At 70.1% G+C, this 22,463-nt stretch carries 25 protein-coding genes; 14 read left to right on the top strand and 11 right to left on the bottom strand.

From position 1 onward, the window contains the following. Positions 1-121: 121 nt before the first annotated feature. On the top strand, positions 122-703 hold the full coding sequence (locus tag VF632_RS03355) for a hypothetical protein (RefSeq protein ID WP_331021431.1): 582 nt from the start codon (positions 122-124) through the stop codon (positions 701-703). Between the two features lie 2 nt (positions 704-705). Here the strand turns inward: VF632_RS03355 and VF632_RS03350 are convergent, their stop codons facing one another. Genes VF632_RS03350 through VF632_RS03340 form a run of 3 tightly spaced genes read right to left on the bottom strand, consistent with a single transcriptional unit; the run spans position 706 to position 2,706 of the window. Further along, a complete protein-coding gene (locus VF632_RS03350; RefSeq protein ID WP_331021430.1) occupies positions 706-1,032 on the bottom strand; it encodes an Imm32 family immunity protein in 327 nt (108 codons plus the stop codon). Positions 1,033-1,075: 43 nt separating this feature from the next. Next, positions 1,076-1,882, bottom strand: coding sequence for an alpha/beta hydrolase (locus VF632_RS03345; RefSeq protein WP_331021429.1), 807 nt, complete (start codon positions 1,880-1,882; stop codon positions 1,076-1,078). Then, the gene (locus tag VF632_RS03340) at positions 1,879-2,706 is read right to left on the bottom strand and encodes an alpha/beta fold hydrolase (protein ID WP_331021428.1); all 828 of its coding nucleotides are present in this window, start codon (positions 2,704-2,706) and stop codon (positions 1,879-1,881) included. The genes VF632_RS03345 and VF632_RS03340 overlap by 4 nt, the downstream gene beginning before the upstream one ends. Before the next feature lie 315 nt (positions 2,707-3,021). Here VF632_RS03340 and VF632_RS03335 point away from each other — a divergent pair, with 315 nt between their 5' ends. Further along, complete coding sequence (locus VF632_RS03335; RefSeq protein WP_331021427.1) at positions 3,022-3,216, top strand: hypothetical protein; 195 nt, start codon at positions 3,022-3,024, stop codon at positions 3,214-3,216. 109 nt (positions 3,217-3,325) lie between these two features. After that, the gene (locus tag VF632_RS03330) at positions 3,326-4,702 is read left to right on the top strand and encodes a hemolysin family protein (RefSeq protein WP_331021426.1); all 1,377 of its coding nucleotides are present in this window, start codon (positions 3,326-3,328) and stop codon (positions 4,700-4,702) included. Here the strand turns inward: VF632_RS03330 and VF632_RS03325 are convergent. Both VF632_RS03325 and VF632_RS03320 read right to left on the bottom strand, forming a co-directional pair. Next, positions 4,699-5,727 carry a hypothetical protein gene (locus tag VF632_RS03325; RefSeq protein ID WP_331021425.1) on the bottom strand — a complete coding sequence of 343 codons (1,029 nt, stop codon included), beginning with the start codon at positions 5,725-5,727 and terminating at the stop codon, positions 4,699-4,701. The genes VF632_RS03330 and VF632_RS03325 overlap by 4 nt on opposite strands. Before the next feature lie 155 nt (positions 5,728-5,882). Continuing rightward, entirely contained in the window at positions 5,883-6,386 is a 504-nt protein-coding gene (locus tag VF632_RS03320; protein WP_331021424.1) for a hypothetical protein, read from the bottom strand. A 211-nt stretch (positions 6,387-6,597) separates the two neighbouring features. On the opposite strand from VF632_RS03320, the gene VF632_RS03315 reads away from it, so the two are divergent. Together VF632_RS03315 and VF632_RS03310 are read left to right on the top strand one after the other, a co-directional pair. Beyond that, positions 6,598-7,509, top strand: a complete 912-nt coding sequence (locus tag VF632_RS03315; RefSeq protein WP_331021423.1) for a lytic transglycosylase domain-containing protein — start codon at positions 6,598-6,600, stop codon at positions 7,507-7,509. 449 nt (positions 7,510-7,958) lie between these two features. Further along, positions 7,959-8,582 (top strand): hypothetical protein, encoded by a 624-nt coding sequence (locus VF632_RS03310; protein WP_331021422.1) that lies wholly within the window; start codon positions 7,959-7,961, stop codon positions 8,580-8,582. 75 nt (positions 8,583-8,657) lie between these two features. Here the strand turns inward: VF632_RS03310 and VF632_RS03305 are convergent, their stop codons facing one another. Beyond that, entirely contained in the window at positions 8,658-9,029 is a 372-nt protein-coding gene (locus VF632_RS03305) for a hypothetical protein (protein ID WP_331021421.1), read from the bottom strand. 110 nt (positions 9,030-9,139) lie between these two features. Then, positions 9,140-9,715, bottom strand: a complete 576-nt coding sequence (locus VF632_RS03300; protein ID WP_331021420.1) for a YqaA family protein — start codon at positions 9,713-9,715, stop codon at positions 9,140-9,142. A 134-nt stretch (positions 9,716-9,849) separates the two neighbouring features. Here VF632_RS03300 and VF632_RS03295 point away from each other — a divergent pair, with 134 nt between their 5' ends. Beyond that, on the top strand, positions 9,850-10,209 hold the full coding sequence (locus VF632_RS03295; protein ID WP_331021419.1) for a DUF3221 domain-containing protein: 360 nt from the start codon (positions 9,850-9,852) through the stop codon (positions 10,207-10,209). A 775-nt stretch (positions 10,210-10,984) separates the two neighbouring features. Here VF632_RS03295 and VF632_RS03290 read toward each other — a convergent pair. From VF632_RS03290 to VF632_RS03275, 4 genes are all read right to left on the bottom strand, one after another. Next, positions 10,985-13,489, bottom strand: a complete 2,505-nt coding sequence (locus VF632_RS03290; protein WP_331021418.1) for a xanthine dehydrogenase family protein molybdopterin-binding subunit — start codon at positions 13,487-13,489, stop codon at positions 10,985-10,987. After that, positions 13,486-13,986, bottom strand: coding sequence for a (2Fe-2S)-binding protein (locus VF632_RS03285; RefSeq protein WP_331021417.1), 501 nt, complete (start codon positions 13,984-13,986; stop codon positions 13,486-13,488). The genes VF632_RS03290 and VF632_RS03285 overlap by 4 nt, the downstream gene beginning before the upstream one ends. 316 nt (positions 13,987-14,302) lie before the next feature. Continuing rightward, entirely contained in the window at positions 14,303-16,039 is a 1,737-nt protein-coding gene (locus VF632_RS03280) for an ATP-binding protein (protein WP_331021416.1), read from the bottom strand. 172 nt (positions 16,040-16,211) lie between these two features. Continuing rightward, entirely contained in the window at positions 16,212-16,391 is a 180-nt protein-coding gene (locus VF632_RS03275; protein ID WP_331021415.1) for a hypothetical protein, read from the bottom strand. Between the two features lie 322 nt (positions 16,392-16,713). On the opposite strand from VF632_RS03275, the gene VF632_RS03270 reads away from it, so the two are divergent. The 8 genes from VF632_RS03270 to VF632_RS03235 all read left to right on the top strand — a co-directional run bounded on the left by VF632_RS03270 (position 16,714) and on the right by VF632_RS03235 (position 22,440). Continuing rightward, positions 16,714-17,313, top strand: a complete 600-nt coding sequence (locus VF632_RS03270) for a nucleotidyltransferase family protein (protein WP_331021414.1) — start codon at positions 16,714-16,716, stop codon at positions 17,311-17,313. Beyond that, positions 17,298-18,119: an XdhC family protein gene (locus VF632_RS03265; protein WP_331021413.1), complete on the top strand. Its 822-nt coding sequence runs from the start codon at positions 17,298-17,300 to the stop codon at positions 18,117-18,119. Before VF632_RS03270 ends, VF632_RS03265 begins: the two co-directional genes overlap by 16 nt. A 21-nt stretch (positions 18,120-18,140) precedes the next feature. Continuing rightward, on the top strand, positions 18,141-19,193 hold the full coding sequence (locus tag VF632_RS03260; protein ID WP_331021412.1) for a hypothetical protein: 1,053 nt from the start codon (positions 18,141-18,143) through the stop codon (positions 19,191-19,193). A gap of 81 nt (positions 19,194-19,274) precedes the next feature. Further along, positions 19,275-20,327 (top strand): hypothetical protein, encoded by a 1,053-nt coding sequence (locus VF632_RS03255; protein ID WP_331021411.1) that lies wholly within the window; start codon positions 19,275-19,277, stop codon positions 20,325-20,327. A 2-nt stretch (positions 20,328-20,329) separates the two neighbouring features. Then, positions 20,330-21,370, top strand: coding sequence for a hypothetical protein (locus tag VF632_RS03250; RefSeq protein WP_331021410.1), 1,041 nt, complete (start codon positions 20,330-20,332; stop codon positions 21,368-21,370). Next, entirely contained in the window at positions 21,367-21,537 is a 171-nt protein-coding gene (locus tag VF632_RS03245) for a hypothetical protein (RefSeq protein ID WP_331021409.1), read from the top strand. The genes VF632_RS03250 and VF632_RS03245 overlap by 4 nt, the downstream gene beginning before the upstream one ends. After that, complete coding sequence (locus tag VF632_RS03240) at positions 21,534-21,851, top strand: XdhC family protein (RefSeq protein ID WP_331021408.1); 318 nt, start codon at positions 21,534-21,536, stop codon at positions 21,849-21,851. The genes VF632_RS03245 and VF632_RS03240 overlap by 4 nt, the downstream gene beginning before the upstream one ends. Positions 21,852-22,080: 229 nt before the next feature. Further along, positions 22,081-22,440 carry a TraR/DksA family transcriptional regulator gene (locus VF632_RS03235; RefSeq protein ID WP_331021407.1) on the top strand — a complete coding sequence of 120 codons (360 nt, stop codon included), beginning with the start codon at positions 22,081-22,083 and terminating at the stop codon, positions 22,438-22,440. The last annotated feature ends 23 nt before the right edge of the window (positions 22,441-22,463 follow it).

The following is a 22,463-nucleotide window of genomic DNA, read 5'->3' as shown; positions in this document are numbered from 1 at the left end:
TGGACGGGGCGCGGTCGTCAACGGTGGATGAGTCCGCGAACTTCCTGCTTGACGTGTGGACCCCGGACGCTACACTTCTCCCAATGCGCTAATTTTTTACCACCCTCCTGTGGATCCCACCATGACACACACGAAGGTCCGGACGATCGCGCTCGCGGCAGGGCTGCTCCTGGCCACGAGCGGCAGGCTGAACGCCCAGACGCCCGCGCCGCAGGCCACGAACCCCGTGGCCACCCCCGTCCCCGCGGCCAACCCCGCGGACGTGCAGTCCGTGGATGCCATCATCGCCGCGCTGTACGACGTGATCTCCGGCCCGGTGGGGCAGAAGCGCGACTGGAACCGCATGCGGTCGCTGTTCATCCCCCACGCCCGCATGATGCCGGCGGGCCAGCGCCCCAACGGCTCCGTCGCCATTCGGCTGATGGAGGTGAACGACTACATCGCCACCTCCGGCCCGTACCTGGAAACCAACGGCTTCCGCGAGCGCGAGCTCGCCCGCAAGACGGACCAGTTCGGCCACATCGTGCACGTGTGGAGCACGTACGAGGGACGGACGGAAACGGACAGCACCGTGCTGCGCGGCATCAACAGCATCCAGCTGATGAACGACGGCACGCGCTGGTGGGTGGTGGCGATCTACTGGGAGCACGAGCGCCCCGACATGCCGCTGCCGCCGCAGTACCTTCCCGCCGCGCGGCCGTAGGCTCAGGGCGTTCCTCGTTCCCGCCGAATGATGAGATGCACGGACCCGCCCCCTTCGTGCATCACGTCTTCGATGTGCTCGTGCGGATTCGGATCTTGGGTTTCCAGGCGTGCCAGCGCGATCAAGTACGTACCCAAGGCCTCGAGCGCCCGTGGCGTCCCCGCCAGTTCGATCTGCAGCACTCCCCCCTTCAGGATCGGGGGCAGCGGATCCGGATCGACGTCCTCCAGGTACGCCCCGATGCGTAGCTCGGAGGTAAACCGCGGCTCCACCGGGAACGTGTAGTACACGCCCCTCTCCGGGTCGTCGGGCCCGACGCGATACCGCAACCGGATGGTCTCGTCACGTTCGGATCTATGGGGCATATCCAGGTTACCCGGCCGTTGAGGAAGGCGCCGGCGCGAGGCCGATCCCGCGCACGAAGTCGAGCACGGCGTCGTTGAACCCGTGCGGCTCGTCGAAGATGATGGCGTGGGCCGCGTTGGGGATCACCCGCATCCGCCCGCCGGGAATGGCGCGGGCCAGGGCCGCACCGAACTTGGGCGACGACACGGGATCGTCCTCGCCCACCAGCACCAGGGCCGGGGCGCGCACCCGGGCGGCGGCGCCGAAGGTGTCGTGGCGCTTTCCGCCCAGCCAGGTGCGCATCCACCGCACCGGCCCGGCCCGCAGGTACGCCTCGGCGATCACGGGGACGAGGGACGGCGGCTCGCGCGGAACGTCCAGCGCGAACCCGATGGCCTCGTACAGCAGCCGCTTGCGCCGCCGGTCGCCCGTAGGGGCGGCCAGGACGAGGCCCGCGACGCGCTCGGGCTCCGTATCCGCCAGCTCCAGCACCGTCTGGCACGAGAGCGAGTGCCCCACGAACGCGGCCGGGCCCAGCTGGAGCGCTTCGACGAAGGCCGAGACGGCGAACGCCTGCTGGATGATGCTCAGGAACGGCGGCCCGTCCGTGCGCCCGAAGCCGGGCAGGTCCATCGCCAGCACGCGGTATCCCGCGGCCGCCAGCCAGGGCCCGTTCTTCATCCAGTAGTCCGCCGAGCACCCCAGCCCGTGCACCAGCACGAGGGGCGGCCCCTCGCCCGCCGTGCGATAGCGCATGGCCCAGCCCCCCGCGTGGGCCCGGTGCGTCCGCGCCCACTGAGCCGCCGCGCGGCCCAGGCGTGCCCCGTCCGTCACTCCCCCACCTCCTCGCCCGCCAGGAACGCCAGCAGCGCCTGGTTGAAGTCGTGGGGCTGGTCGACCATGGGCACGTGATAGGCGTCGCGGAGCACCAGGAGCCGGGAATCGCGAATCGCCTGGCGCATCTGCACCCCGTGGTCCGGCGGGATGATGGTGTCGTGCTCGCCCCACACGATCAGCGTGGGGTGCGCGATCTCGCCCAGCAGGGGCCGCACGTCGTCCTGGAGGATGTGGCGCAGGGCGCGCAGCACCGTCCACGGCCCGGCCGAAAGGGCGTCGCCCAGCATCACGGGAAGAAAGGTGGGATCGCCCCAGCGCCGCGGCGGCGCCACCTCGTACGCAAACCGCATCACGTGGCGGGCTGTGAGCGGGCGGGGAAGCCCGGCGGCGTCCACCAGCGCCAGGCGCCGCACGCTCTTGCCGAAGCGCGCGGCCACGTGAATGGCGATCTGCCCGCCCATCGAATGGCCGACGAGGTGCACGGGCTCGCCCGCGGCGCCCCGCATCCACTCCGCGAGGACGGACGCCACGGCGGGCACGTCGGGGAGCGTGTACGCCGGCACCCGGCTGCGCCCGAAGCCCACGACGTCGGGAATGTACAGGCGATAGCGGGCGGCCAAGGCGGGAATGTTGCGCGCCCACCAGCGCGACGAGCCGCTCAGCCCGTGCAGCAGCACCAGCGCGTCGTCGCCTGCTCCCGTTTCGGCCCAGTGGATGCGATAAGCGCCGAAGTCCGCCTGGTGCGTGCGCAGGTCCAGGTCGCGCCAGCGGACGTGGCGGCCGGGAAGGGAACGCGGCGGAACGAGGGTGCGAAAGGGCACTTCCGGCGGCTGCGGGGTAACAGGGAAACGTTCGGCTTCGAATGCCGCGCGGTCGTACCCGGACTCCGAAAGCAATCCCCGGACCGGCGGCGGGCACGGCCGGTTTCGCCCGGCCCGGTGTTCCGCTATCTTAGAGGGCTGTACGTACGCCGGAAACAAAATCCCTGGCCTTCCGCGGAAGGCCGCAACCTACATGAACCAGGAGGAACCTTGAGCCGAAACAGGGACCGCGGACAACGCGCCGCCCCGAGCCGTCCGTCTCCGCTCGACGATGCGCGCAATGAGCTGTTTGGCCACATCCATCGCTGCGGCGTCATGAAGGCTTCGCGCGAGCAGCAGCTGGAGTGGATGACGGATACGATCGAGTTTTTGGGCGAGCGCTTTTCGTCGCTCACCCCGAAGGACCTGAAGGAGCTGGAGAACATCGGCATGCGCTTCTGCAGCCCGGTGATTTCCAACGCCGAGGCGGTCGAGACCGCCGAAGCGCAGCAGGAGCCCGCCGCCGCCTGACGGCGACCGTGGCGGGGGCGGGGAGGCGGCGCGGTCCGCCTCCCGCTCACCCCGCCGCGAGGCCGCAGCTCCGCCCGCTCCGCGGGGCGCGGTTCAACCCCGGCCATCCATGGATCCCGACCCTAGCAGTCTCCCCCTTCTCTACATCTTCGGGCTGATCGCGGCCAACGCGTTTCTGGTCGCGGCCGAGTTCGCCCTGATCGCGGTTCGCCGCATCCGCATCGAGCGCTCCATCCGCCAGGGAGACGCCAACGCCGCGCGCGTGCTTCCCGCGCTGGACCGGCTGGAAGAGCTGGTGTTCGCCGCGCAGGTGGCCCGCAGCCTGGCCTCGGTGGCGCTGGGCTACCAGGCCGTGGTCTTCGCGCGCTCCTACGCGCTTCCCCGCATGGAGGGGGGCCCCGTGCGCGTGGCCGGCTTCGTCCTGGGCCCCGCCGACGCCGTCGCCGTCTTCTTCGCCCTCCTGGTCGTCAGCCTCCTTCACGCCACGCTCGGGCAGCAGGTGCCCAAGCTGATCGCCGTGCACCGCGCCGAGTGGATCACCGCCCACCTGGCCGTGGCCCCACTGCGCCTGCTGGCGTGGGTGCTGATGCCCGTCACCTGGCCGCTGAACTTCCTGGTGCGCGGCGTCGTCCGCCTCTTCGGCGTCACCGCCACGGGGCTGCATCCCCTGGTGCAGACACCCGAGGAGCTGCGCCTGTCGCTGACGCACGCCGCCGAAGCGCAGGGAAGCGGGATGGAGCAGGAGGAGCGCGAAATGATCCGCGGCGTCTTCGAGATCTCGGAGACGGTGGTCCGCGAGGTGATGACGCCGCGCAGGGCGATGGTGGCGGTGCCCGCCGACGTGTCGCTGGAGCGGCTGCTGGAGGTGGCCACGGTGGAGGGCCACTCGCGGCTCCCCGTCTTCGAGGGCACCATCGACACCGTGGTGGGCGTGGTGCTGACCAAGGACCTGCTGCGCGTGCTGCACGAGCGCCGCGGCGACCTGGCGGGCCCGTTCGACGTGAAGCACCTGCTGCGCCCCGTGCACTTCGTCCCCGATACCAAGCCGGTGGACGAGCTGCTGTCGGAGCTGCGCGGGCGCGCGGTGCACCTGGCCATCGTGCTCGACGAGTTCGGCGGCACCTACGGGCTGGTGACGCTGGAAGACCTGCTGGAGGAGATCGTCGGCGAGATCAACGACGAGTTCGACGAGGTGGAGCCGGAGTTCGAGCCCACCCCCGAGGGCGACATGCTGATCGGCGCCGGCGTGCTGATCTCCGAGGTCAACGAGCGCTTCGGGCTGCGGATTCCCGAGGAGGAGTTCGACACGGTCGGCGGCTTCGTCTTCGGGACGCTGGGCCGGGTGCCCGAGATGGGCGACGCGGTGGCGGTGTGGGGCCCGGACGGGGAGATGGAGCTGCGGGTGGAGGAAACGGAGGAGCGGCGGGTGACGTGCCTGCGGCTCGCTCGTGCGGCCGCCGCGGTCGCGGAGGAGGGACCAGCCTAGCCCCACTTGGCTAGGAATCGCATCAGCGCGGCCTCTTCCGGATAGTATCGCCCGGGCTCCTCGTCGTCGCGGGGAGCTTCGCGCATCAGGGGCTCGATGGTCTTCCCCTCGGCGTACCGCTCCATCACCGCGGGGTGCACGTACGCCGCCTTGCACACCGTGGGGGTGTTGCCCAGCTCCGACGACACCAGCTTGCAGGCCATCACCAGGTTCTTCTGTGCGTCGCGCGCGCTCGTGGGCGGGCCCAGGTCTGCCAGGATGGTGGCCATGCGCACCGTGCCCCCCCAGGTGCGCATGTCCTTGCTGGTGTAGCGGGCGCCCACCATCTCCTTGATGTAGCCGTTGACGTCGGCCGCGGTCACGGGGCGCACCTTGCCTTCTTCGTCCACGTACTGGAAGAGGCGCTTTCCCGGCAGCGCCAGGATCTCGCGGATCACCTCCACCAGTGGCGTGTCGGCCACCACGGAACGCTGGTGGATGGACTTCTTGCCGACGTAGGTGAAGACCAGGTTGTCGCCGTCGATCTTCAGGTGCTTCTTCTGCAGCGTGGCGATGCCGAAGGTCTTGTTGGCGACGGCGTACTGCTCGCTTCCCACGCGGAAGAAGCCGCGCATGATCAGCCGCACCACCAGCGCCAGCACGCGCTCCCGTCCCACGCCCTCCCTGCCCAGGTGCTCCTCGGTGGCTTCGCGCAGCCGGGGGATGGCGCGGGCGTACTCCAGCAGCTTGCGGTACTTTCGCTTGGCGCCCTTCGCGACGTAGTCCGGATGGTAGCGGTACTGCTTGCGGCCGGCGGCGTCGGTGCCGTACGCCTGCACCTTGGCGGCCGGGTCGGGGCTGATGTGGACGCCGGTCCACGCGGGGGGAATCGCGAGCTTCTTGATACGGGCGAGCGCGGGCGCGCTGCGCAGCGGCTTTCCGTCGCCGCGCAGGTACACGAAGCCCTCCTCGGGCGACCCCGTCCGCCGCCAGGGCTTTTCCGCGGGAGCCTTCTTTCGTCCCTTGCTCGCTCGTTTCGTTTCCACGGCGGGGAGCGTGTACAAGAGCCGTTCCCAAGTTCAAAAGAAGGTTTCACGCAGAGGACGCAGAGAGAAAAGAGAGGACGCAGAGGGCTCGTTGAGTTCTCTGCGTCCTCTCCGTTTCCTCTACGACCTCTGCGTGAAACTGGTCTTACCCTCGATCAGTGCGCGTACTCGGCGGCGGCTTCGAGCGGGCTGGGAGCCTGGTAGTAGGGCTGGCCCATGCGCACCGCGAGCGAGTGGATGCTGTCGGCCAGCGAGTCGTAGCGGAACGCCAGGCCGTCGCGGCGGGCCGCCAGCTGCTGCCATTCGCGGTGCACCAGGTTCCGCGACTCCACGCGAAGGTTGTACTCCTGCAGCGCGGCCATGTACGAGTCGTACACGGCCGGAGGAAGCTGCCGGTGCCGCGCCTGCCGCTGATATCGGTGAAGGCCGGCCAGCTCGCGGGTGAGCTTCGCGTCCTGGGCGTCGATGTCGCGGTGCAGGCTGTCCATGCGGGCGCGCACCGCCACGAGTTGCGCCGCCGCCCCGCCCAGTTGCGCCCGCAGTGTCTTCACCTCGGTGCGCTCGTCGCGAAAGGCCACATAGCCGTACAGCTGCTCGGAGGCCTTTACGCCCACGATCACCAGCATCACGAACAGGAGGAACCGAGCGGGAGAGGTCATGCGCCCTCGCGGGGGATGCCGGCAGGCGGAAACGGGTGCCGCGTGGATTGCTACGCCCTTACAATGCACAAGGTTCCGCGTTCCCGCAACCGCCCCGGGTGGACACAAACGTTTGTCCGGGTGGCACGGACCCTGCACCGATCAGGGGGCCTGCCGGGCGCGCATAGAGGGACAGGCCGCCGGGCGAGAACCAGAAGCAGGAGAGCCGCCGATGCACACTTCGAGAAAGCGCCCCACGCCCCCCTGGCAGCGTACCAGCCAGGACCCGGTGCACCCGGTGGGCCGCGCCCGGAGGCGCTTTCCCGCCGCGGAGGCCGCGCCCCAGCTTCCCGCGCGCTATCGCCGGTCGTTCGACGGTGCGGGTGACCCGCGCATCAACGGCACGAGCACGGACCAGCGCGTAAGCGGCGGCGTGCTCCTTCCGCGCCGCCGCGGAGGCAGCGCCTACGAGCGCGTGCGCGGCAGCAGGGCGGTGAAGTACGGCGTGATGGGGCTGGGCGTGGTGGGCACGGCGACGCCGCTGGCCATTGCCCGCGCCAACGAAATGCGCACCGACCCGTCGCACGAGCGGCAGCTTTCGGTGATCCCGCAGATCGCCGCCCCCAAGGTGCTGAACGACGGCGCGGTGGGTCAGGCGTGGCGCGAGGCGCGGCTCGAGGTGGCCGACAAGCAGGTAGGCGCGCGCGACCAGGTGATCGAGCAGAAGCTGGAAGCGTTCAAGTCGTACAACGTCAGCCGCGAGCTTGCGGAAGACATCTACGACATCGCGCTGGAGGAGAACATCGACCCGGACATCGCGTTCGGGCTGGTGCGCACCGAGAGCTCGTTCAAGAACGCCGCAACCAGCCACGTGGGCGCCATCGGCCTCACGCAACTGATGCCCGCGACGGCGCGCTGGCTGCAGAAGGACGTCACCATCCGCGACCTTCGCGACTCGCGCACCAACCTGCGGATCGGGTTCAAGTACCTGAACGACCTGATCAAGAAGTACGACGGCGACACCAAGCTGGCGCTGCTGGCGTACAACCGCGGCCCCGGCACGGTAGACCGCGTGCTGAAGCGCGGCGGCGACCCCGACAACGGGTACCCGGACATGGTGCTCAAGGGCCAGGGCAGCCACTGAGGCACCAGGCGAACGGACGAGCCGGCCCCCGCGAATGTTGCGGGGGCCGGCTTCTTTGGGAACGAAAGTGCGGGAGTGCGTTAGTGCGGAGCTAGCGTCTCGACTCGTGATCGGCGCAGGCCTTGGGAGCCCCCCTCCCCCCGGCCCCCTTCCCCCGCTGCGCAGGGGAGGGGGAGACCTGAATCGCGCTTCGGCCCGTGCACTCGACGCGCGCAACGAGCAGGGTGCTCGGTCCTCTGCTCCTCCTCCGTGACCTCCATGCGAGGCCATGCGGCAAAGCAGCCTGATGGGACGCTTGAGATGCGACCAGCCAACACTTGCGCATTCCGCCGGTTGTACCCACCATCCATGTCCGCACCCAACGTGTGAGCGCGGCCGGCTGTATCTCCTGACGCACGATCGAAGGCGACCCGTTCGCCCACCGCTCACCCGAACGCCGCGAGGACCCGATGCGCCGCACCGCCCTGCTATTCGCCGCACCGTTTGCGCTTGCCCTCGCCGCCTGCGAAGGCGGAGCCACCGGTCCCGCCGACGCGTCCCTGAGCGAAGCCGAGGCGCGGGAATTGGCCGCGGCCTGGGACGGGGTCGCCGCCGGCGCGATCGCCGGGTTCGGGCCTCTCTTCAGCGTGCAGGAGGCGGGCGGTCCGTCGGCCGCGGCCACCACGTCCACTACGAGCTTCAAACGGCAGCACGCCTGCCCGGCCGGTGGCGCCAGCACCATCGAGGGCCAGCGCGTCGTTACCCGCGATCCGGCCACTCGCACCGGCAGCATGCAGATGAACGCCACGCGTACGGACTCGGCGTGCACGCTCCCGGCGCGCGGCCGCCGCGAGGGAACGGTCACCATCACGGGCAGCCCCAACATCCAGCTGGCGGCGAACGGCGCGTGGACCAACGGCGTGCCCGGCGTGCACACCCACACGCAGAAGGGCAGCTTCGCCTGGTCGCGGTCCACGGGCGGAACCGGCACCTGCACGGTGGACCTGACGGCAACGCTCACCCCCGCGACGCAGACGTACACGCTCACCGGCGCGTTCTGTGGCCGCACGGTAAACGTCACGCGCACGTCCTAGCGCCTGGCGCGACGCGGCTGGATCGTACGACGAAAAAGCGGCTCCCGGATTCCCCGGGAGCCGCTTCGTCGTTTGCTACTCGTCGTCCTCGTCGTCTTCTGCGCCGTCCTCGTCCGCGTCACCGTCGTCGTAAAGGTTTTCCATCACGCTGATGGTGAAACGCCCTTCGCTGCCGCCGGGGCGCTCCAGCAGCAGGCGCAGAAAGTCCGGCAGGGCAAGCTCCTCGTCGTCGTCGCCGTCGATGCTCGCCACGAACGAGCGCTGAAATTCCGCGGGCGTGGCGTCGTACACGCGCTGCACGATTTCCAGCACCGCCGCGTCAACGTCCGCCAGGCGGTGCAGCACCTCGGTCTTCGCGTCGGTGAAGCGCGCGGCGGCCTGCTCCGCCGCGCTCAGCGCCGTGCCGATGGTTTCGGCCGGATCGGGGGTGTTTTTTGCCGGTGCCATGTGAGCACACGGTGCATGCCCCGCGCCAATTCCGCCACGGGGTGAACACTCTGCGCACTTCCGGGGACAATGCAGGCCATCAGACGAGGCCGTCGGACGCGCGCGGGGCGTCAGACCATCCAGGCGCCGAGTACGATCAGCGCGACGGCGGTGACGATCAACACCATCCGCCACGGGTTGCGCGCGAGCCAGCCCCGAACCGGCGGCCCCGCGATGCGCGCCACGCCGGCCAGCACGGCGTACTTCAATCCCCGGCCGAGGGCACAGAACAGGACGAAGGTGCCCAGTGGAACGCCCGTAGCGCCACCGACGATGCCGTACAGCAGGTAGGGCACGGGCGTGTAGCCGGAGGTGAGCAGTGCCAGGCCGGCATTCCGCCGGTATAGCGCGCCGAGGGCCTCCAGCTCACCCATCAGCCCGTAGCGCGCCAGCAGCGGCTGCCCATACCGGTCGAAGCCCGTGGCGCCCAGGTGCCACGCGATGACGCCGCCCAGCACGGAGCCCGCCGCCGCGAGCGCTCCCAGCGCCCACGCCCGGCGTGGCCGTGCGATGGCCAGCGCCGCGAACACGGCCTCCGTCGGCGCGGGAACCAGGCATCCCTCTACGACGGCGCATGCGAACAGCAGCGCCGGTCCCGCGCGTCCACCCGTCCACCGCGCCCAGCGATTCCGCCCGCTGTCCTTCACGGGCAGATGCGACGGCGGCTCACTTCCGGCATCGATCACGCGTGGAGGCGATCCAAGGGCCAAGCGGCTGTCGCGACTGCCGGGACGTGCACGTTCTTCGGCATGATCGACGGACTCGCAATCAGGAGATGCTGATGAACAGGATGTGGATTCTGCTCGCTGCGGCGCTCGCGGCCGGGTGCGGCATGCCCTCGGCAGCCACGCTTCCCGACGAGGCCCCGAGCATTGAGGGTACCATCCAGCAGTCCAGCGCAATCCTGGCCGGCCGGCGCATTCTTGTGGAAGCCACTACCCCGGTCGCTGGGAGGGAGCCAGCAGCCTACATCACCGTTCTCCCCGGCGCGGATGTGCTGGCCGGCAGCGGCGAAACGGTCGTTCGGGCATCCGCGGACGAACTCGTGGCGGGAGCCAGGGTGCGCGTGTGGTTCACCGGCCCGGTCGCGGAGTCGCTCCCCGTCCAGGCCACCGCCGGCCCCGTGCTCATCCTGCGCTGACGGGTTCGTCGCTGCATCGAGCATGAAGAAGGCCGCGGAGCCGATGGCGCCGCGGCCCTTGCTGCTAGGTGAACAACTCATCCACCGTCATAGTCCAGCCAAGCACCGCTGGCTCCGCCTCGGCCATCTCACCCCGGAGGTAGACTGTGGGGTGCTTCGGAGTTGGCCCGGTACACGCCGCGGCGAATACCGGAGCGCCGCGTGGGAAATCCTGACTGCGGGTGCATGCCGCGGCAGCCCCCTCCCCCCGGCCCCCTTCCCCCGCTTCGCAGGGGAGGGGGAGACCTGAACCGCGCCTCCCTCGCCCTGGCGCACCCGACTACGCGTGCAGTCCGCGAAGGCGGACTTCGTGATGTTCCAGACGCGACTTCAGTCGCCCCAGCAAGGCCGGGCATCCGCTACTGTACTCGTCACAGCCCCGCACCGAAAGTGTACCCCCTCTCCCACGCTGTTCGTGGGAGAGGGTGGCACGCGTGTCAGCGCGGACGGGTGAGGGCCCCACGGCAGCCGAGGCCTCGGTTTCGGTGACCGCTGCCGCGCCCGGGCTGGTACGTGGCCACCGCTAGATCCTTCGGCCCGCCAGGTATGGTTTGCGGTCAGGTTTGGCGTGGCTTGGCCTCAGGATGACGGGCCTTTGTGCGGCTCCCAACCGTCGGCGTGACGCACCGGGCTGGTTCCCTTCCCCCGCGCGGTTTGCGGGGGAAGGGCTGGGGATGGGGGGCGCCGCGGACACGTCGGGGCGTATCGAAGCGCGTGTCGTCCGCCTGCCCGACCCTCAATCCGCAGCGATGCGCTCAGGCTCGGCGTCGTGAGCGGCTTTCTCCTGCAGCGCCCGCCACATGCGCGGCGGGGAGAAGGGCAGCGAATCCATCCGTACCCCCACGGCGTCGTAGATGGCGTTGGCGATGGCGGGAATGGACGGGTGTAGCGGACCCTCGCCCGCCTCCTTGGCGCCGTACGGCCCTTCGGGATCGATGGACTCCACGATCAGCGCCTGCAGCTCGGGCGTGTCGAGCGAGCCGGGAACCCGGTAGTCCAGCAGCGACGGGCCATCGTGAAGGCCCGCCCGCCCGTGCTCCGCGTCCTTGAACACGTGCTGCTCCATCAGCGCCTCGGCGAACCCCATGTACGCCGAGCCCTCGATCTGCCCCTCGACGATGGTGGGGTTCAGCGCCCGGCCGCAGTCGTGCGCCACCCAGATGGCCTTCACGTCCACGAACCCCGTCTCCGCGTCCACCTCCACCTCGGCCACGTGCGCCGTGAACGAGTACGCGGGCGAGGCGCCGATCGTCCCGCCGCGGTACTCGCCATGCACGTCGCTGGGCGTGTTGTAGCTGCCGACGGAACCCAGCGTACCGTGCTTCGCCTCCGCCAGGTTGAACGCCCGCACGATGGACATGTTGCGCCCCGTGTCCTCCGCGTCCATGGCCCGTCCGCCCGCCAGCAGCACGCGCTTCGGCGAAATCTCCCACTCCGCCCCCACCGCGTCCTGCACCAGCGCCTTGAGCTTGCGGGCGGCGTCCACGCAGGCGTTCCCCAGCATGAACGTCACGCGCGACGAGTAGCTGCCCAGGTCAACCGGCGTGAAGTCCGTGTCCGACGGAAGCACGCGCACGTAGTCCAGCGGCACGCCCAATTCTTCGCAGACGATGTAGGCCACGAGCGACGTGGATCCCTGGCCGATGTCCGACGCGCCCGAAAAGACGGCGATGCGCCCCGAGCGGTCTACCTGCAGCTGCACGGCGGACTGCGGCATCCGGTTGGGGTAGATGGGATAGTTGGTCCCCGAGATGTAGCACGAGCCCGCCACGCCCAGCCCGCGCCCATACCCCATCCGCCCCTTGCGCTCCTTCCAGCCGCTGGCGCGCTCCACCGCGTCCAGGCACTCCATGAAGCCGTTGGAGGTAATGCGCAGCTCGTTGACGGTGCGGCGGAAGCTGCCCATGAAGTTGCGCCGGCGCAGCTCGATGGGGTCCAAACCCAGCCGTTCGGCCAGCTTGTCGAGCGACACCTCGAAGGCGAAGCGCGGCTGCACGCTGCCGTGGCCGCGCTTGGGGCCGCAAGCGGGCTTGTTGGTGAACACGCGCGTGGAGTCGAAGCGGTACGCCGGGATCTCGTACGGCGCCGCCAGCAGCTGGCCGCTGTAGTACGTGGTCACCAGGCCGAACGACGAATAGGCGCCGCCGTCCAGCAGCGTGCGCGCGTCTACCGCCTTGAGCTTTCCATCCGCCGTGGCGCCCACCCGGTACTTCATGTAGAACGGGTGGCGGCCGCGGTGGGCGTAGAACACCTCTTCGCGGGTGTACAGGATCTTCACCGGCCGGCCCGTCTTCATCGCCAGCTTGGCGACGCAGAACTCCAGGTCGAAGGGCTCGCTCTTGCCGCCGAAGCCACCGCCCACGTGCGGCTGGATCACGCGAACCTTGGCGGGATCCAGCTCCAGCACCTTGGCGAGCTCGCGGTGCAGGTAGTGGGGCACCTGCGTGGACGACCACACGGTCAGCCGCCCGCCCGGCGCGCCGCCCGCTTCCCACTGGCCGATGGCGCAGTGCGGCTCGATGGGGGTGTGCGTGGTGCCCTCGAAGAAGTACTCGCCCTCGATGACGACGTCGGACGCGGCCAGCCCCTGCTCCACCTCGCCGAACTCCAGCTTGACGATCTTGGAGATGTTGCCGTTGTGCCCGGCCTTCTTGGCCTCGTGGATCTGCACGTCCGTGCGGCGCACGGCCTCGTGCGGATCGAGCAGCGCCTCCAGCACCTCGTAGTCCACCTGGATCAGCTCCAGCGCGCGCAGCGCCGTGTCCTCGTCCACCGCCGCCACCGCCGCCACCGCGTCGCCGATGTAGCGCACCTTGTCGGTCGCCAGCGCGTTCTCGTCCGGCGTCCACACGATGATGCCGAAGGGGATGGGCATCTCGCTTCCCGTGACCACGGCGAACACGCCGGGCAGGGCCAGCGCGGCGGAGGTGTCGATGGACCGGATCAGCGCGTGGGGGTGGGGCGAGCGCAGGATCTTGCCATGCAGCATTCCCGGCAGCACCAGGTCGTCGGTGTAGCGCGCGCGGCCGGTGCTCTTTTCCAGGCCGTCCGTCTTGCGCTGCCGCGTACCGATGACGTTCAGCGGCGCAGACTTTTCCTCGCGGCTGCCGTACAGCTTCACCTTCTCGCCCGCGTGCGAGGGCGCGTGGTCCACGACCGGCGTGCCGCGCTCGGCGACCTCGGGCTCATCCGCCGGAACGCCGCCGCGGGCGCTTTCGAACTCCTGCCGCTCCGCGCTCATGCCGCCACCTCCGGCTGCTGGCGCAGCGTCGCCGCCGCCATCTCCACCGCGTCCAAAATCTTGGTGTAGCCGGTGCAGCGGCACAGGTTGCCGCTGAGCGCGTCCTTGATCTCGTCGCGCGTGGGCGCCGTGTTCTCCTCCAGCAGCGCCGCCGCGCTCATCAAAATGCCCGGCGTGCAGAAGCCGCACTGGGCCGCGCCGCACACGTCGAATGCGTCCTGCAGGGGGTGCGGTGCGCCCGGCGCGGTGCGCAGCCCCACCAGCCCCTCCACCGTGGTCACCCGCTGCCCCACGGCCTCGTACACGGGGGTGATGCACGCCAGCGTGGGAACGCCGTTCAGCCACACGGTGCACGCGCCGCAGTCGCCCTTGTCGCACCCCTGCTTGCTGCCGGTGAGCTGCACGGCGTAGCGCAGCGACTCCAGCAGCGTCCAGTGCGTGGGCACCGCCACCTCATGCGTGTCGCCGTTCACCTGCAGGGTAACAAGGTCCTTCATGAGGGCGGTTGCAAGGGTGGATGACGGCGCTGGATGGAACCGCAAGGCAAGCGCCGGGCAGTACTTGACCCATCCCTCGAAGGTAACCCGCGCCCGTGGGAGGGTCAACGTAAGGCGGGCGCCGGTTCGAACGCCCGTTCGGTGCCAGACGGGCCGCCGCACGCCCGCTCGCCAATCAGCCTGACGACTGCTTGCCAACACCTCGCCAAATTGGCAAGCCGTAGTTGTCGAGCCGCAGTTCCGCCCCTGAACGGAAGCTTGCGATCAGCTCGCCAACTTGCTTGACAACAGCTTGCCAATTGGCAAGCCATTGTCGTCAAGCTTGGCGCACGTCGTCCAGCACATAGCGCGTTTCCGGCGATGTGGGCGTGCGTGCGGACGAGCGGATTCGCCCGGCGCGGCGCAGGCGCGAAAGCCAGTGGCGGGCGCCCGAGGCCGAGAGCCCCAACTTCGCCGCGATCTCGCGTGCCGACAGCGAGTCCGAGGATCGGAGCAGGTCCACGATTTCGTCCGCGCGATCCCGCCGGGGCCGCGGCGCGGCGCCGGGCTCCGTGCGGTCGCGAAGCGCGTAGGTGGACCATCGCCCCGCGCCCGTGCGCTCCAGCACTCCGCGATCCACCAGCTCGTTCAACTCGCGCGTGGCAACGCGCGAGTCGCGGCCGGCCACCCGGCAGTAGTCGCCGTTCGTCAGGGTGCCGTTGTGTCGGGCGAACGCAAGCGCCTGCCGCTGCGCCTCCGACACGGGCTCGCCTTTCGCCAGGTCCTCCAGCCAGCGCAGCGTCTCCTCGTCGTACAGGCTGTGATTGGGAAGCACCACCCGGAACCGCGTGAGGCTGACGTCGAACCGAGGCGGCGACATGCCCGACCGGCGCAGCTGCTCGATCATGGCAGTCAGGCCGGTTCCGCGGTTCTCGCACAGCGGCCGCGACTCGCCCGGAGGCGGAAGGTCTTCCAGCACCTTCATCAGGAACGCGTTGCGCGACGACTGCACCCCGGGCTCTCCCAGCTGGTCCGGCTGAATGGGGCCGAACAGCCCGCCGGGGCTCTGGAACTCGATGCGGTCCGGAAACATGTGTACCTGCACCTGGCTGCCGCGCGCCTGGGGCGACAGGTCGCGGTGTCCGAGCGCGTTCACCAGCGCCTCGCGCAGCACCGTTTCTGGATATTCCCACAGGTCTTCGCGAAACAGCCCCTGGACAATGCCCCGCCGCTGCATGTTGCGCTTGATGGCCCGCAACGTCTCTACAACCATCACCGGCACGGGCCCCTCGACTTTCACGTTGTCCAGGAACCGCTCGCCCTGGGGGCCGGGACGCCCGGCCTCGGGCGTGGGATAGCGAAGGAAGGTGACGCACAGATTGGGAAAGCGCTCCTGCGGATACTGCGCGAAGCAGGTCCACCCCTGGAGCGAAACCACCGTCTTTCCGTCCGCGGCGGGAACGAGCACCTTCAGGGCCCGCAGCGCCTGCTCGTCCGTCCAGCTTCGGTAGGGGCCGCTCTCACGGCCGCGCAGGCGGCGCAGCAGCCCTCCCACCAGTTCGGGATCCAGGTCCTCCAGCGTAGTTCCCTCCAGCGGCTCCAGGTCGTGGCGCGGCTGGCCGCGCGCTTCGAACAGCGCCTGCACCTCGTACGGGGTGAGCTTGCGATCACCGTCCCCGACGCGGATGAAGGCGCCGTTCGGCAGCCCCGCACCCTGGTAGTAGCAGGGCTTTGCGCTGGCGGGGAGCTCCGGGACCTCGGCCGCCACGATGGAGGCGCCGTCGACGTCGAACACCTGCAGCAGGGGGCGCAGGGGCGGCTCCATCTGCGCGGCGACCGCGCCCAGGTCGGCCTGTATCTTCGCCGGATTGGCAACGCCCGCGGGCGCGAACCCCGCCTCCTCGTCTACGCCAAGAAGGAGTACGCCGCCGCCCGGCGTGTTCGCGAAGGCCGAGAGCGTTTCCCAGATGCGCTTGGGCACGCCATCGCGCGCACGCTTCGCTTCTACGCTGGTCTGCTCCGTTCCCTGGCGCTGAAGCTGTTCCAGCGACTCCCGCAACTCTTCCACCGTCATCCCGGCCCCCGCGGCGCAAGCTTGTGAATTAGCTTGCCAATAGCTAAGCAATTGGCAAGTTAGTTGTCAAGCTTGTTGGCGAGCGGCGGATGCAGCAAAGCAAGAGCGCCGCGCGGGCTGATCCCGCGCGGCGTTCTTGATGGAGCTTCGGCTAGCAACCCGAACGAACGGGTCAGCGGTCGCCCTTGTCACCGTGGCCAGGCTTGGCCTTGGTCTTGGCGTGCTGCCGCTGGTCCGCCGCCAGCGAACGGCCCACGTCCACCTGGTCGGTCGTGAACTGCCCGTTCTCGTCGCGCCGCACGTAGCGCTTGTCGCCTGGGTTGGGCTCGATCAGTTCGCGTTTCTGTGCCATTTCATCCTCCGCGGATGCGTGAGAGTCGACGATCACCGCTCCTTCGCTGTCCGTGTTTTGCATGCTCCGCGCCGCCCCATGTTCCACCAACCCGTCGAGCTCGCTGATTCACGGAGGAGCACCGGTCCAAGCGAGACGCGGGTGTGAGGACTTTTCGCGTCCGTCGCGGCGGATTCATCCGCGCTTATCTCCATCGTGCGCAACACCTTCGCCCCGTTGCCAGTTGACGGCGTGAAGCGAGCGTGCGATACTCCTGGTGTCGTCCAGATCGCCCCGCCCGCTCCGGCCCCGGCCAACCCCGCCCGCGTACCCGTCAGCCCTGATGATCGTTGGCATCGTGCTGGCCGCCGGCCTTTCGCGCCGGATGGGCGAGCCCAAGGCGTTTCTGCGCGCCGGGGAAGGGACGTTCCTGGACCGCGTGGTCCACGCGCTCGGTGCGGCGTGCGACCGCGTGATCGTGGTGACGGGGCCCGATGACCAACCGGCCGCCCATGACATCCGCGAGGCGGCCACGCGGCTCGGCGCGTCCGTGGCCATCAACCCCGACCGCGGGTCGCCCCAGCTGCGCTCGCTGCAGGCGGGGCTGGCGGCGGTTCCGCCCGAAACGCGCGCCGTGATCGCCTGCCCGGTAGACATTCCCGACGTTACGCCCGACCTGGCCCTGCAGCTCGCGCGCGTGTTCAGCGAGTCCGGCGCGCCCGTCGTGCTGCCCTCGCGCGCCGGAAAGCACGGGCACCCGGTGCTGTTCGCGCGCTCCGTCTTCGCCGAGTTGGCGAGGACCGACCTGCCCGAGGGCGCGCGCACCGTGGTCCATGCGCACTTGGGCGAGCTGCGCGAGGTGCCGGTGGACGCGCTTCCCGCGGACGTGGACACCCCCGCAGACTACCGCCGCTGGCGCGAGGCCGCGTGCCCCAGCGGCTGACGCTGGCGGACGCGCTTCACCACGCGCGCGAGGCGCTGGCGGGGGGCGAGGCGGTGGTGAGCGTGGCCGTGCTGTCGTCGGACGAGGACGGCCCCGCGGCGGGGGAGCGGATGTCCGTTTGGGCCAATCGGCACGAGGGCACGCTGGGAGACGTGAATCTCGATGAGGCCGCGCTGCGTATCGCCCGCACGGCGCTGGGGGAGTCGGACCGGCCGGAGACGCACGACGTGGAGGCCGCGGGGCGCCGCTGCACGGTGTACGTGGAGCCCCATCGCGCGCCGCCGGAGCTGGTGATCGTGGGGGCTGGGCACGTCGCACGGCCGCTGTGCCGCACGGGCGCCATGCTGGGCTTTCGCGTGACGGTGCTGGACGACCGCCCCGAGTTCGCCACCCGCGAGCGCTTTCCGGAGGCGGACGAGGTGAGGCCGGCGCGCTTCGACGACCCGTTCCGGGACGTGCGCATCGGGCGCGGCACGTACCTGGTGCTGGTGACGCGGGGCCACAAGTACGATTTCGAGGCGCTTCGCGACGTGCTCCATCGCCCCGAGCTGCCGGCGTACGTGGGGATGATCGGCAGCCGCCGGCGCACGCGGGCGGCGCTGGAGCAGCTGGCGCGCGACGGGGTGCCCGACGAGCGGCTGCGCAGGGTGCACGCCCCCATCGGGCTGCACCTGGGCGGCGAAACGCCGGAAGAGATCGCCCTGGCCATCGCGGCGGAAATCGTGATGGTGCGGCGCGGGGGAACGGGGCAGCCGCTGCGCGACCGCGAGCGCGTCGCCGAGCGCTGGGTGCGGTCCGGCGGCTGACACAACGCCATCGGTGGGGCCATGTATCGCACGTGCATCTTCTGCTCCGCCGACCTGGGATCCAACGAGGCCATCGCCCCGTTTCCCGTCGGCCGCAGCCTGGCTTTCGACGGGGCGCGCGGGCGGCTGTGGGCCGTGTGTCCGAAGTGCGCGCGGTGGAACCTGGCGCCCATCGAGGAGCGATGGGAGGCCGTGGAGGAGGCAGAGCGTGCCTTTCGCGAGTCGCGCCTGCGCGTGCAGTCGCAGAACATCGGCGTCTGCAAGCTGCCGGACGGAACGCGCCTGGTTCGCATTGGCCAGGCGCTGACGGGCGAGCTGGCCGCCTGGCGCTACGGCAGCCAGCTGGTGCGGCGCAGGCGGCAGTACCTGGTGGCGGGCGCCGCCGTGGGTGCGGCGGGCGCGGCGGCGGTGGGTGGGCTGGTGGCGCTCGGCGTGGCCTCGGGGCTTTGGAGCTTCGGGCACATATTCCTCGGTGCCTGGAACGAGCGGCAGGCGCGCCGGGTCATCCACCGCATTCCCGCGGCGCAGTCACCCATCGGCCGGGAGGTGGCCATCCGCCGCTGGCACGTGCAGGGCGCGCAGGTGGGCGCGGCGGACGACGGCATCGAGCTTCGCCTTCCCGACGCCGAACGCAAGGACCGCAAGACGGACGGATGGGGGCGCCCGCGGTTCGGCGGCGACGACGTGCTGGTGCTTCCCGATTCGCAGGCGCGCACGGTGCTGGGCCGCGCGATGGTGCACGTGAACCGCAAGGGCGCCTCGCACGACCACGTCCGCGACGCCGTGGGAATGCTGGAGAACGCGCGCGGCGCCGAGGAATACCTGCGCGAGGCCGGCCGGCGCGAGAGCGTGCTGGGGCGGCGGCAGGGGATGGAAGCGAAGCAGCTTACCCCCGTGGGCGCCCTGGCCCTGGAGATGGCGCTTCACGAGGAGCAGGAGCGGCGCGCGATGGAGGGCGAGCTGGCCGGGCTGGAGGCCGCGTGGCGCGACGCGGAAGAGATCGCCGCCATCGCCGACGCGCTCCCGGACGGCGTTCCCGCGCCGGAGCCCTCGCGGCTGATCATCCCGGGCTGATCATCCCGGGCTGGTCATCCCGGGCGAAAAGGACGAGGGTGGCGGTAGGACTTTCGTGATGGGCTGCTTCATGGATGGGCGATGTACCGCAACTGCATCTTCTGCTCGGCCGCGCTGGGATCGAACGAATCCATCGAGCACTTTCCCGTGGGGAAGACACTCGCGTTCGATGGCGCGAAGGGCCGGTTATGGGCGGTGTGCGCCAAGTGCGCGCGGTGGAACCTGGCTCCCATCGAGGAGCGCTGGGAGGCCATCGACGACGCCGAGCGCCTGTTTCGCGACAGCCGCCTGCGCGCGCACAGCGAGAACGTGGGCTTGACGAAGCTGCGGGATGGCACACGGCTGGTACGGGTGGGGAAGGCGCTGCCGGTGGAGCTCGCTTCCGTGCGGTACGGAAAGGCGTATCAGCGCCGGCACGCGCTGCACACGACGGCGAGGGTAGCCTCGGTCTTCGGTGTGGCCGCTGCCCTTCCCGCAGTGTCTATCCTGACGTTGCTGACTGGTCCGTTGTTCGTTCCCACGTTCGTTGCGGTTGTTCTCGCGCAACCCTTGATCAGGACCAGGGAGGGCCCGCGCCCGTGGACGCAGCGGCTCGCGCAACGGCTCCAGGATCACAGGCGCAGCATGGGGCCGCGTTTGACGAAGTGGGTGCAGTCGCCCACTCCGGGCGCGCGGATTCCTCTTTCCCGTGCGCACTTGCTCGGAGCGCGGCTGACAGCCCCCAACGAGGGTCCGCTGGCCGTGCACCTGCCGGTGCTGGGCCTGAATCTGGAGGGCTGGCACGCGCAATTGCTCACGGCCCGTCGCCTGATCCACCTGAACCGGGCGGGCGGCGATGCGCGGGATCTTGCCGCCTCGGTCAAAACGATCGCCAGTCTGGGCGGGCCCGCCGGGTACCTGGACCGCGCGGCGCGCCAGGGGCTGCAGATTGGCCCTGGCGCGGGGTACCACGATGTGCAGGCACTCGCACTGGAACTGGCCCTGCACGAAGAGACGGAACGCCGCGCGATGGAAGGCGAACTGGCCTCGCTGGAGGCCATGTGGCGCGAGGCAGAGGAGATTGCCGGCATCGCGGACCGCCTGCCGGACGGGCTCGCACCGCCGGAGCCGCCACGGCTGGGCACGGAAGGTTGACGATGTACCGCGCCTGCATCTTCTGCTCGGCCGCGCTGGGCTCGAACGAGTCGATCGAGCGCTTTCCCGTGGGCCGGACGCTCGCGTTCGACGCGGCGAAGGGGCGGCTGTGGGCGGTTTGCCCAAAGTGCACCCGATGGAGCCTGGCCCCGCTGGAAGAGCGCTGGGAAGTGATCGAAAGTGCCGAGCGCCTGTTCCGCGACACGCGGCTGCGCGCCCAGTCCGAGAACATCGGCATCGCGAAGCTGCGTGACGGCACGCGGCTGATCCGGGTGGGCAGAGCCCTTCCGGGCGAGCTGGCGGTGTGGCGGTACGGAGAGTCGCTGGTGCAGCGCCGGCGCCGCGCGCTGGTCGTTGGGGGAGCCGGCGTTGTAGCGCTTGGCGGGGTCGTGGCTGGCGCGGCGTGGTTGACGGCGAGCGCGCTGGGAGTCTACGTGGCGCGTCGCGCTGTACAGGAAGTGTCCCGCGAGTTGTCGGGCTCGCGCATGGTGGTGAATCTGTACGCGGAAGAGTGCGGCGACGGAAAACCGGCGGAGATCAGGCGCAAGCACATTGAGGGGGCTCATCTCGTCGGGGATGAGCACGGCCAGCTGCGGCTGAAGCTGGGCGGCATCGACAGCACCGAATGGATTCATTACCGAGAAGGCGTGTATCGCCTGGGCGACCCGCGGGACCTGGTGTTGGATGGCGTAACGGCTCGCCGCGTCCTTTCGCGAGTTATGGTGGTGGTAAACGGCGCGGGCGCCAATAGGGGGGCGCTGCACCACGCGGTTGAGGCGATCTCTGGGGCCGGCAGCGCGGGCGCATACCTGCGCCACGCCAGCGGAACGGGCGTGGCGCTGGGCGCCGGACCCGGGGACGGCATTGATCGCCTGGCGCTGGAGATGGCGCTGCATGAGGAAAGCGAACGCAGGGCGATGGAGGGCGAACTCGCGGAGTTGGAGGCCGCCTGGCGCGCCGCGGAGGAGATCGCCGCTATCGCCGACGCGCTCCCGGACGGCGTTCCCGCGCCGGAGCCCTCGCGGCTGATCGTGCCCGGTTGAACGCCGAGGGTGGCGGGCAGACTTTCGCTGGCCTTGGAAATCGCGCTGCACAAGGAAAGCGAGCGGAGGGCGAGCTGGGCGAATTGCAAGCCATGTGGCGCGAAGCCGAGCAGATCGCCGAAATCGCCGACCGGCTCCCCGACGCCCTGGACGAAGAGGTTCGATGATCGAAGACATGGCCGTGTTCACCGCGGCCGAAGAGGCGGCGCGCGAGGGCCGGCCGGTGGTGCTGGCGACCATCGTGCGCTGCAAGGGCTCGACACCGCGCGGCGTAGGAAGCAAAATGCTGGTGGACCCGGAGCGGGGGCTTACCGGCACCGTGGGCGGCGGATGCGGCGAGGCCGAGGTGATCGAGGCCGCGCGCGAGGTGGTGAGCACGGGCCAGCCGCGCATGCTGCGCATCGACCTGACCGAAGACCTGTTCTCGTGGAGCCCCGCCGTCTGCGGCGGCGTGTTCGACGTGTTCCTGGAGCGCGTGTGAACGCCCGCCGCGATCCCGGTACGCACTGGTTGGGCGGCGGCCCGCCGCGTGCAATGGAATGTTTCCGCCAACCCGACCACGACGTGATGGGCCACCCGGCCGCAACCGCCTGACACATCGTCCCTGAATCAACCGAATCCCCCGAACGACACCGGACCCGGCCGCAATGCGCGCGCCCGGCCCGGCGGCCGTTTTCACCCGCAAGAACCAGCAAGACGGAAGGACCAGCATGACCGCAGTACAGCAGCCGCTCGCCCCCCACGAGCGCGAAATGATCCGGGACGAGCTCCTGCGCAGCCTCACCAAGCTGGAGCGCAGCCTCAAGTCCAGCGGCGCCGCGGCGCGCCCGCGCGACCTGGAGCAGGACACGGTGGGCCGCCTGTCGCGCGTGGAGGCGCTTCAGAACGCCGGCTTCACCAAGAACCTGGAAGCGCGCGAAAAGGCGCAGCTGGAGCAGATTCTTTCGGCGCTGCGGCGGCTGGAAGACGGGTCGTACGGGGCCTGCAACGGCTGCGGCGCGCCCATCCCCTTCGAGCGGCTGCAGATCTTCCCCGAGACGCTGGCCTGCGGCACCTGCGCCCGGGGTTGAGCCCCGGCCGCACCGATCGGCCG

Origin of the sequence: Longimicrobium sp. (assembly GCF_036388275.1) — a bacterium.
Lineage (GTDB): Bacteria > Gemmatimonadota > Gemmatimonadetes > Longimicrobiales > Longimicrobiaceae > Longimicrobium.
This window is presented reverse-complemented; position numbering and strand designations above follow the sequence as displayed.

Coding starts and splice junctions, on each gene's coding strand:
- VF632_RS03335 (WP_331021427.1), top strand. CDS start 3,022: ATGAAGGCTTCGCGCGAGCAGCAGCTGGAGTGGATGACGGATACGATC.
- VF632_RS03255 (WP_331021411.1), top strand. CDS start 19,275: ATGTACCGCAACTGCATCTTCTGCTCGGCCGCGCTGGGATCGAACGAA.
- VF632_RS03270 (WP_331021414.1), top strand. CDS start 16,714: ATGATCGTTGGCATCGTGCTGGCCGCCGGCCTTTCGCGCCGGATGGGC.
- VF632_RS03240 (WP_331021408.1), top strand. CDS start 21,534: ATGATCGAAGACATGGCCGTGTTCACCGCGGCCGAAGAGGCGGCGCGC.
- VF632_RS03280 (WP_331021416.1), bottom strand. CDS start 16,039: ATGACGGTGGAAGAGTTGCGGGAGTCGCTGGAACAGCTTCAGCGCCAG.
- VF632_RS03330 (WP_331021426.1), top strand. CDS start 3,326: ATGGATCCCGACCCTAGCAGTCTCCCCCTTCTCTACATCTTCGGGCTG.
- VF632_RS03275 (WP_331021415.1), bottom strand. CDS start 16,391: ATGGCACAGAAACGCGAACTGATCGAGCCCAACCCAGGCGACAAGCGC.
- VF632_RS03355 (WP_331021431.1), top strand. CDS start 122: ATGACACACACGAAGGTCCGGACGATCGCGCTCGCGGCAGGGCTGCTC.
- VF632_RS03285 (WP_331021417.1), bottom strand. CDS start 13,986: ATGAAGGACCTTGTTACCCTGCAGGTGAACGGCGACACGCATGAGGTG.
- VF632_RS03295 (WP_331021419.1), top strand. CDS start 9,850: ATGAACAGGATGTGGATTCTGCTCGCTGCGGCGCTCGCGGCCGGGTGC.
- VF632_RS03315 (WP_331021423.1), top strand. CDS start 6,598: ATGCACACTTCGAGAAAGCGCCCCACGCCCCCCTGGCAGCGTACCAGC.
- VF632_RS03235 (WP_331021407.1), top strand. CDS start 22,081: ATGACCGCAGTACAGCAGCCGCTCGCCCCCCACGAGCGCGAAATGATC.
- VF632_RS03290 (WP_331021418.1), bottom strand. CDS start 13,489: ATGAGCGCGGAGCGGCAGGAGTTCGAAAGCGCCCGCGGCGGCGTTCCG.
- VF632_RS03310 (WP_331021422.1), top strand. CDS start 7,959: ATGCGCCGCACCGCCCTGCTATTCGCCGCACCGTTTGCGCTTGCCCTC.
- VF632_RS03260 (WP_331021412.1), top strand. CDS start 18,141: ATGTATCGCACGTGCATCTTCTGCTCCGCCGACCTGGGATCCAACGAG.
- VF632_RS03305 (WP_331021421.1), bottom strand. CDS start 9,029: ATGGCACCGGCAAAAAACACCCCCGATCCGGCCGAAACCATCGGCACG.
- VF632_RS03250 (WP_331021410.1), top strand. CDS start 20,330: ATGTACCGCGCCTGCATCTTCTGCTCGGCCGCGCTGGGCTCGAACGAG.
- VF632_RS03320 (WP_331021424.1), bottom strand. CDS start 6,386: ATGACCTCTCCCGCTCGGTTCCTCCTGTTCGTGATGCTGGTGATCGTG.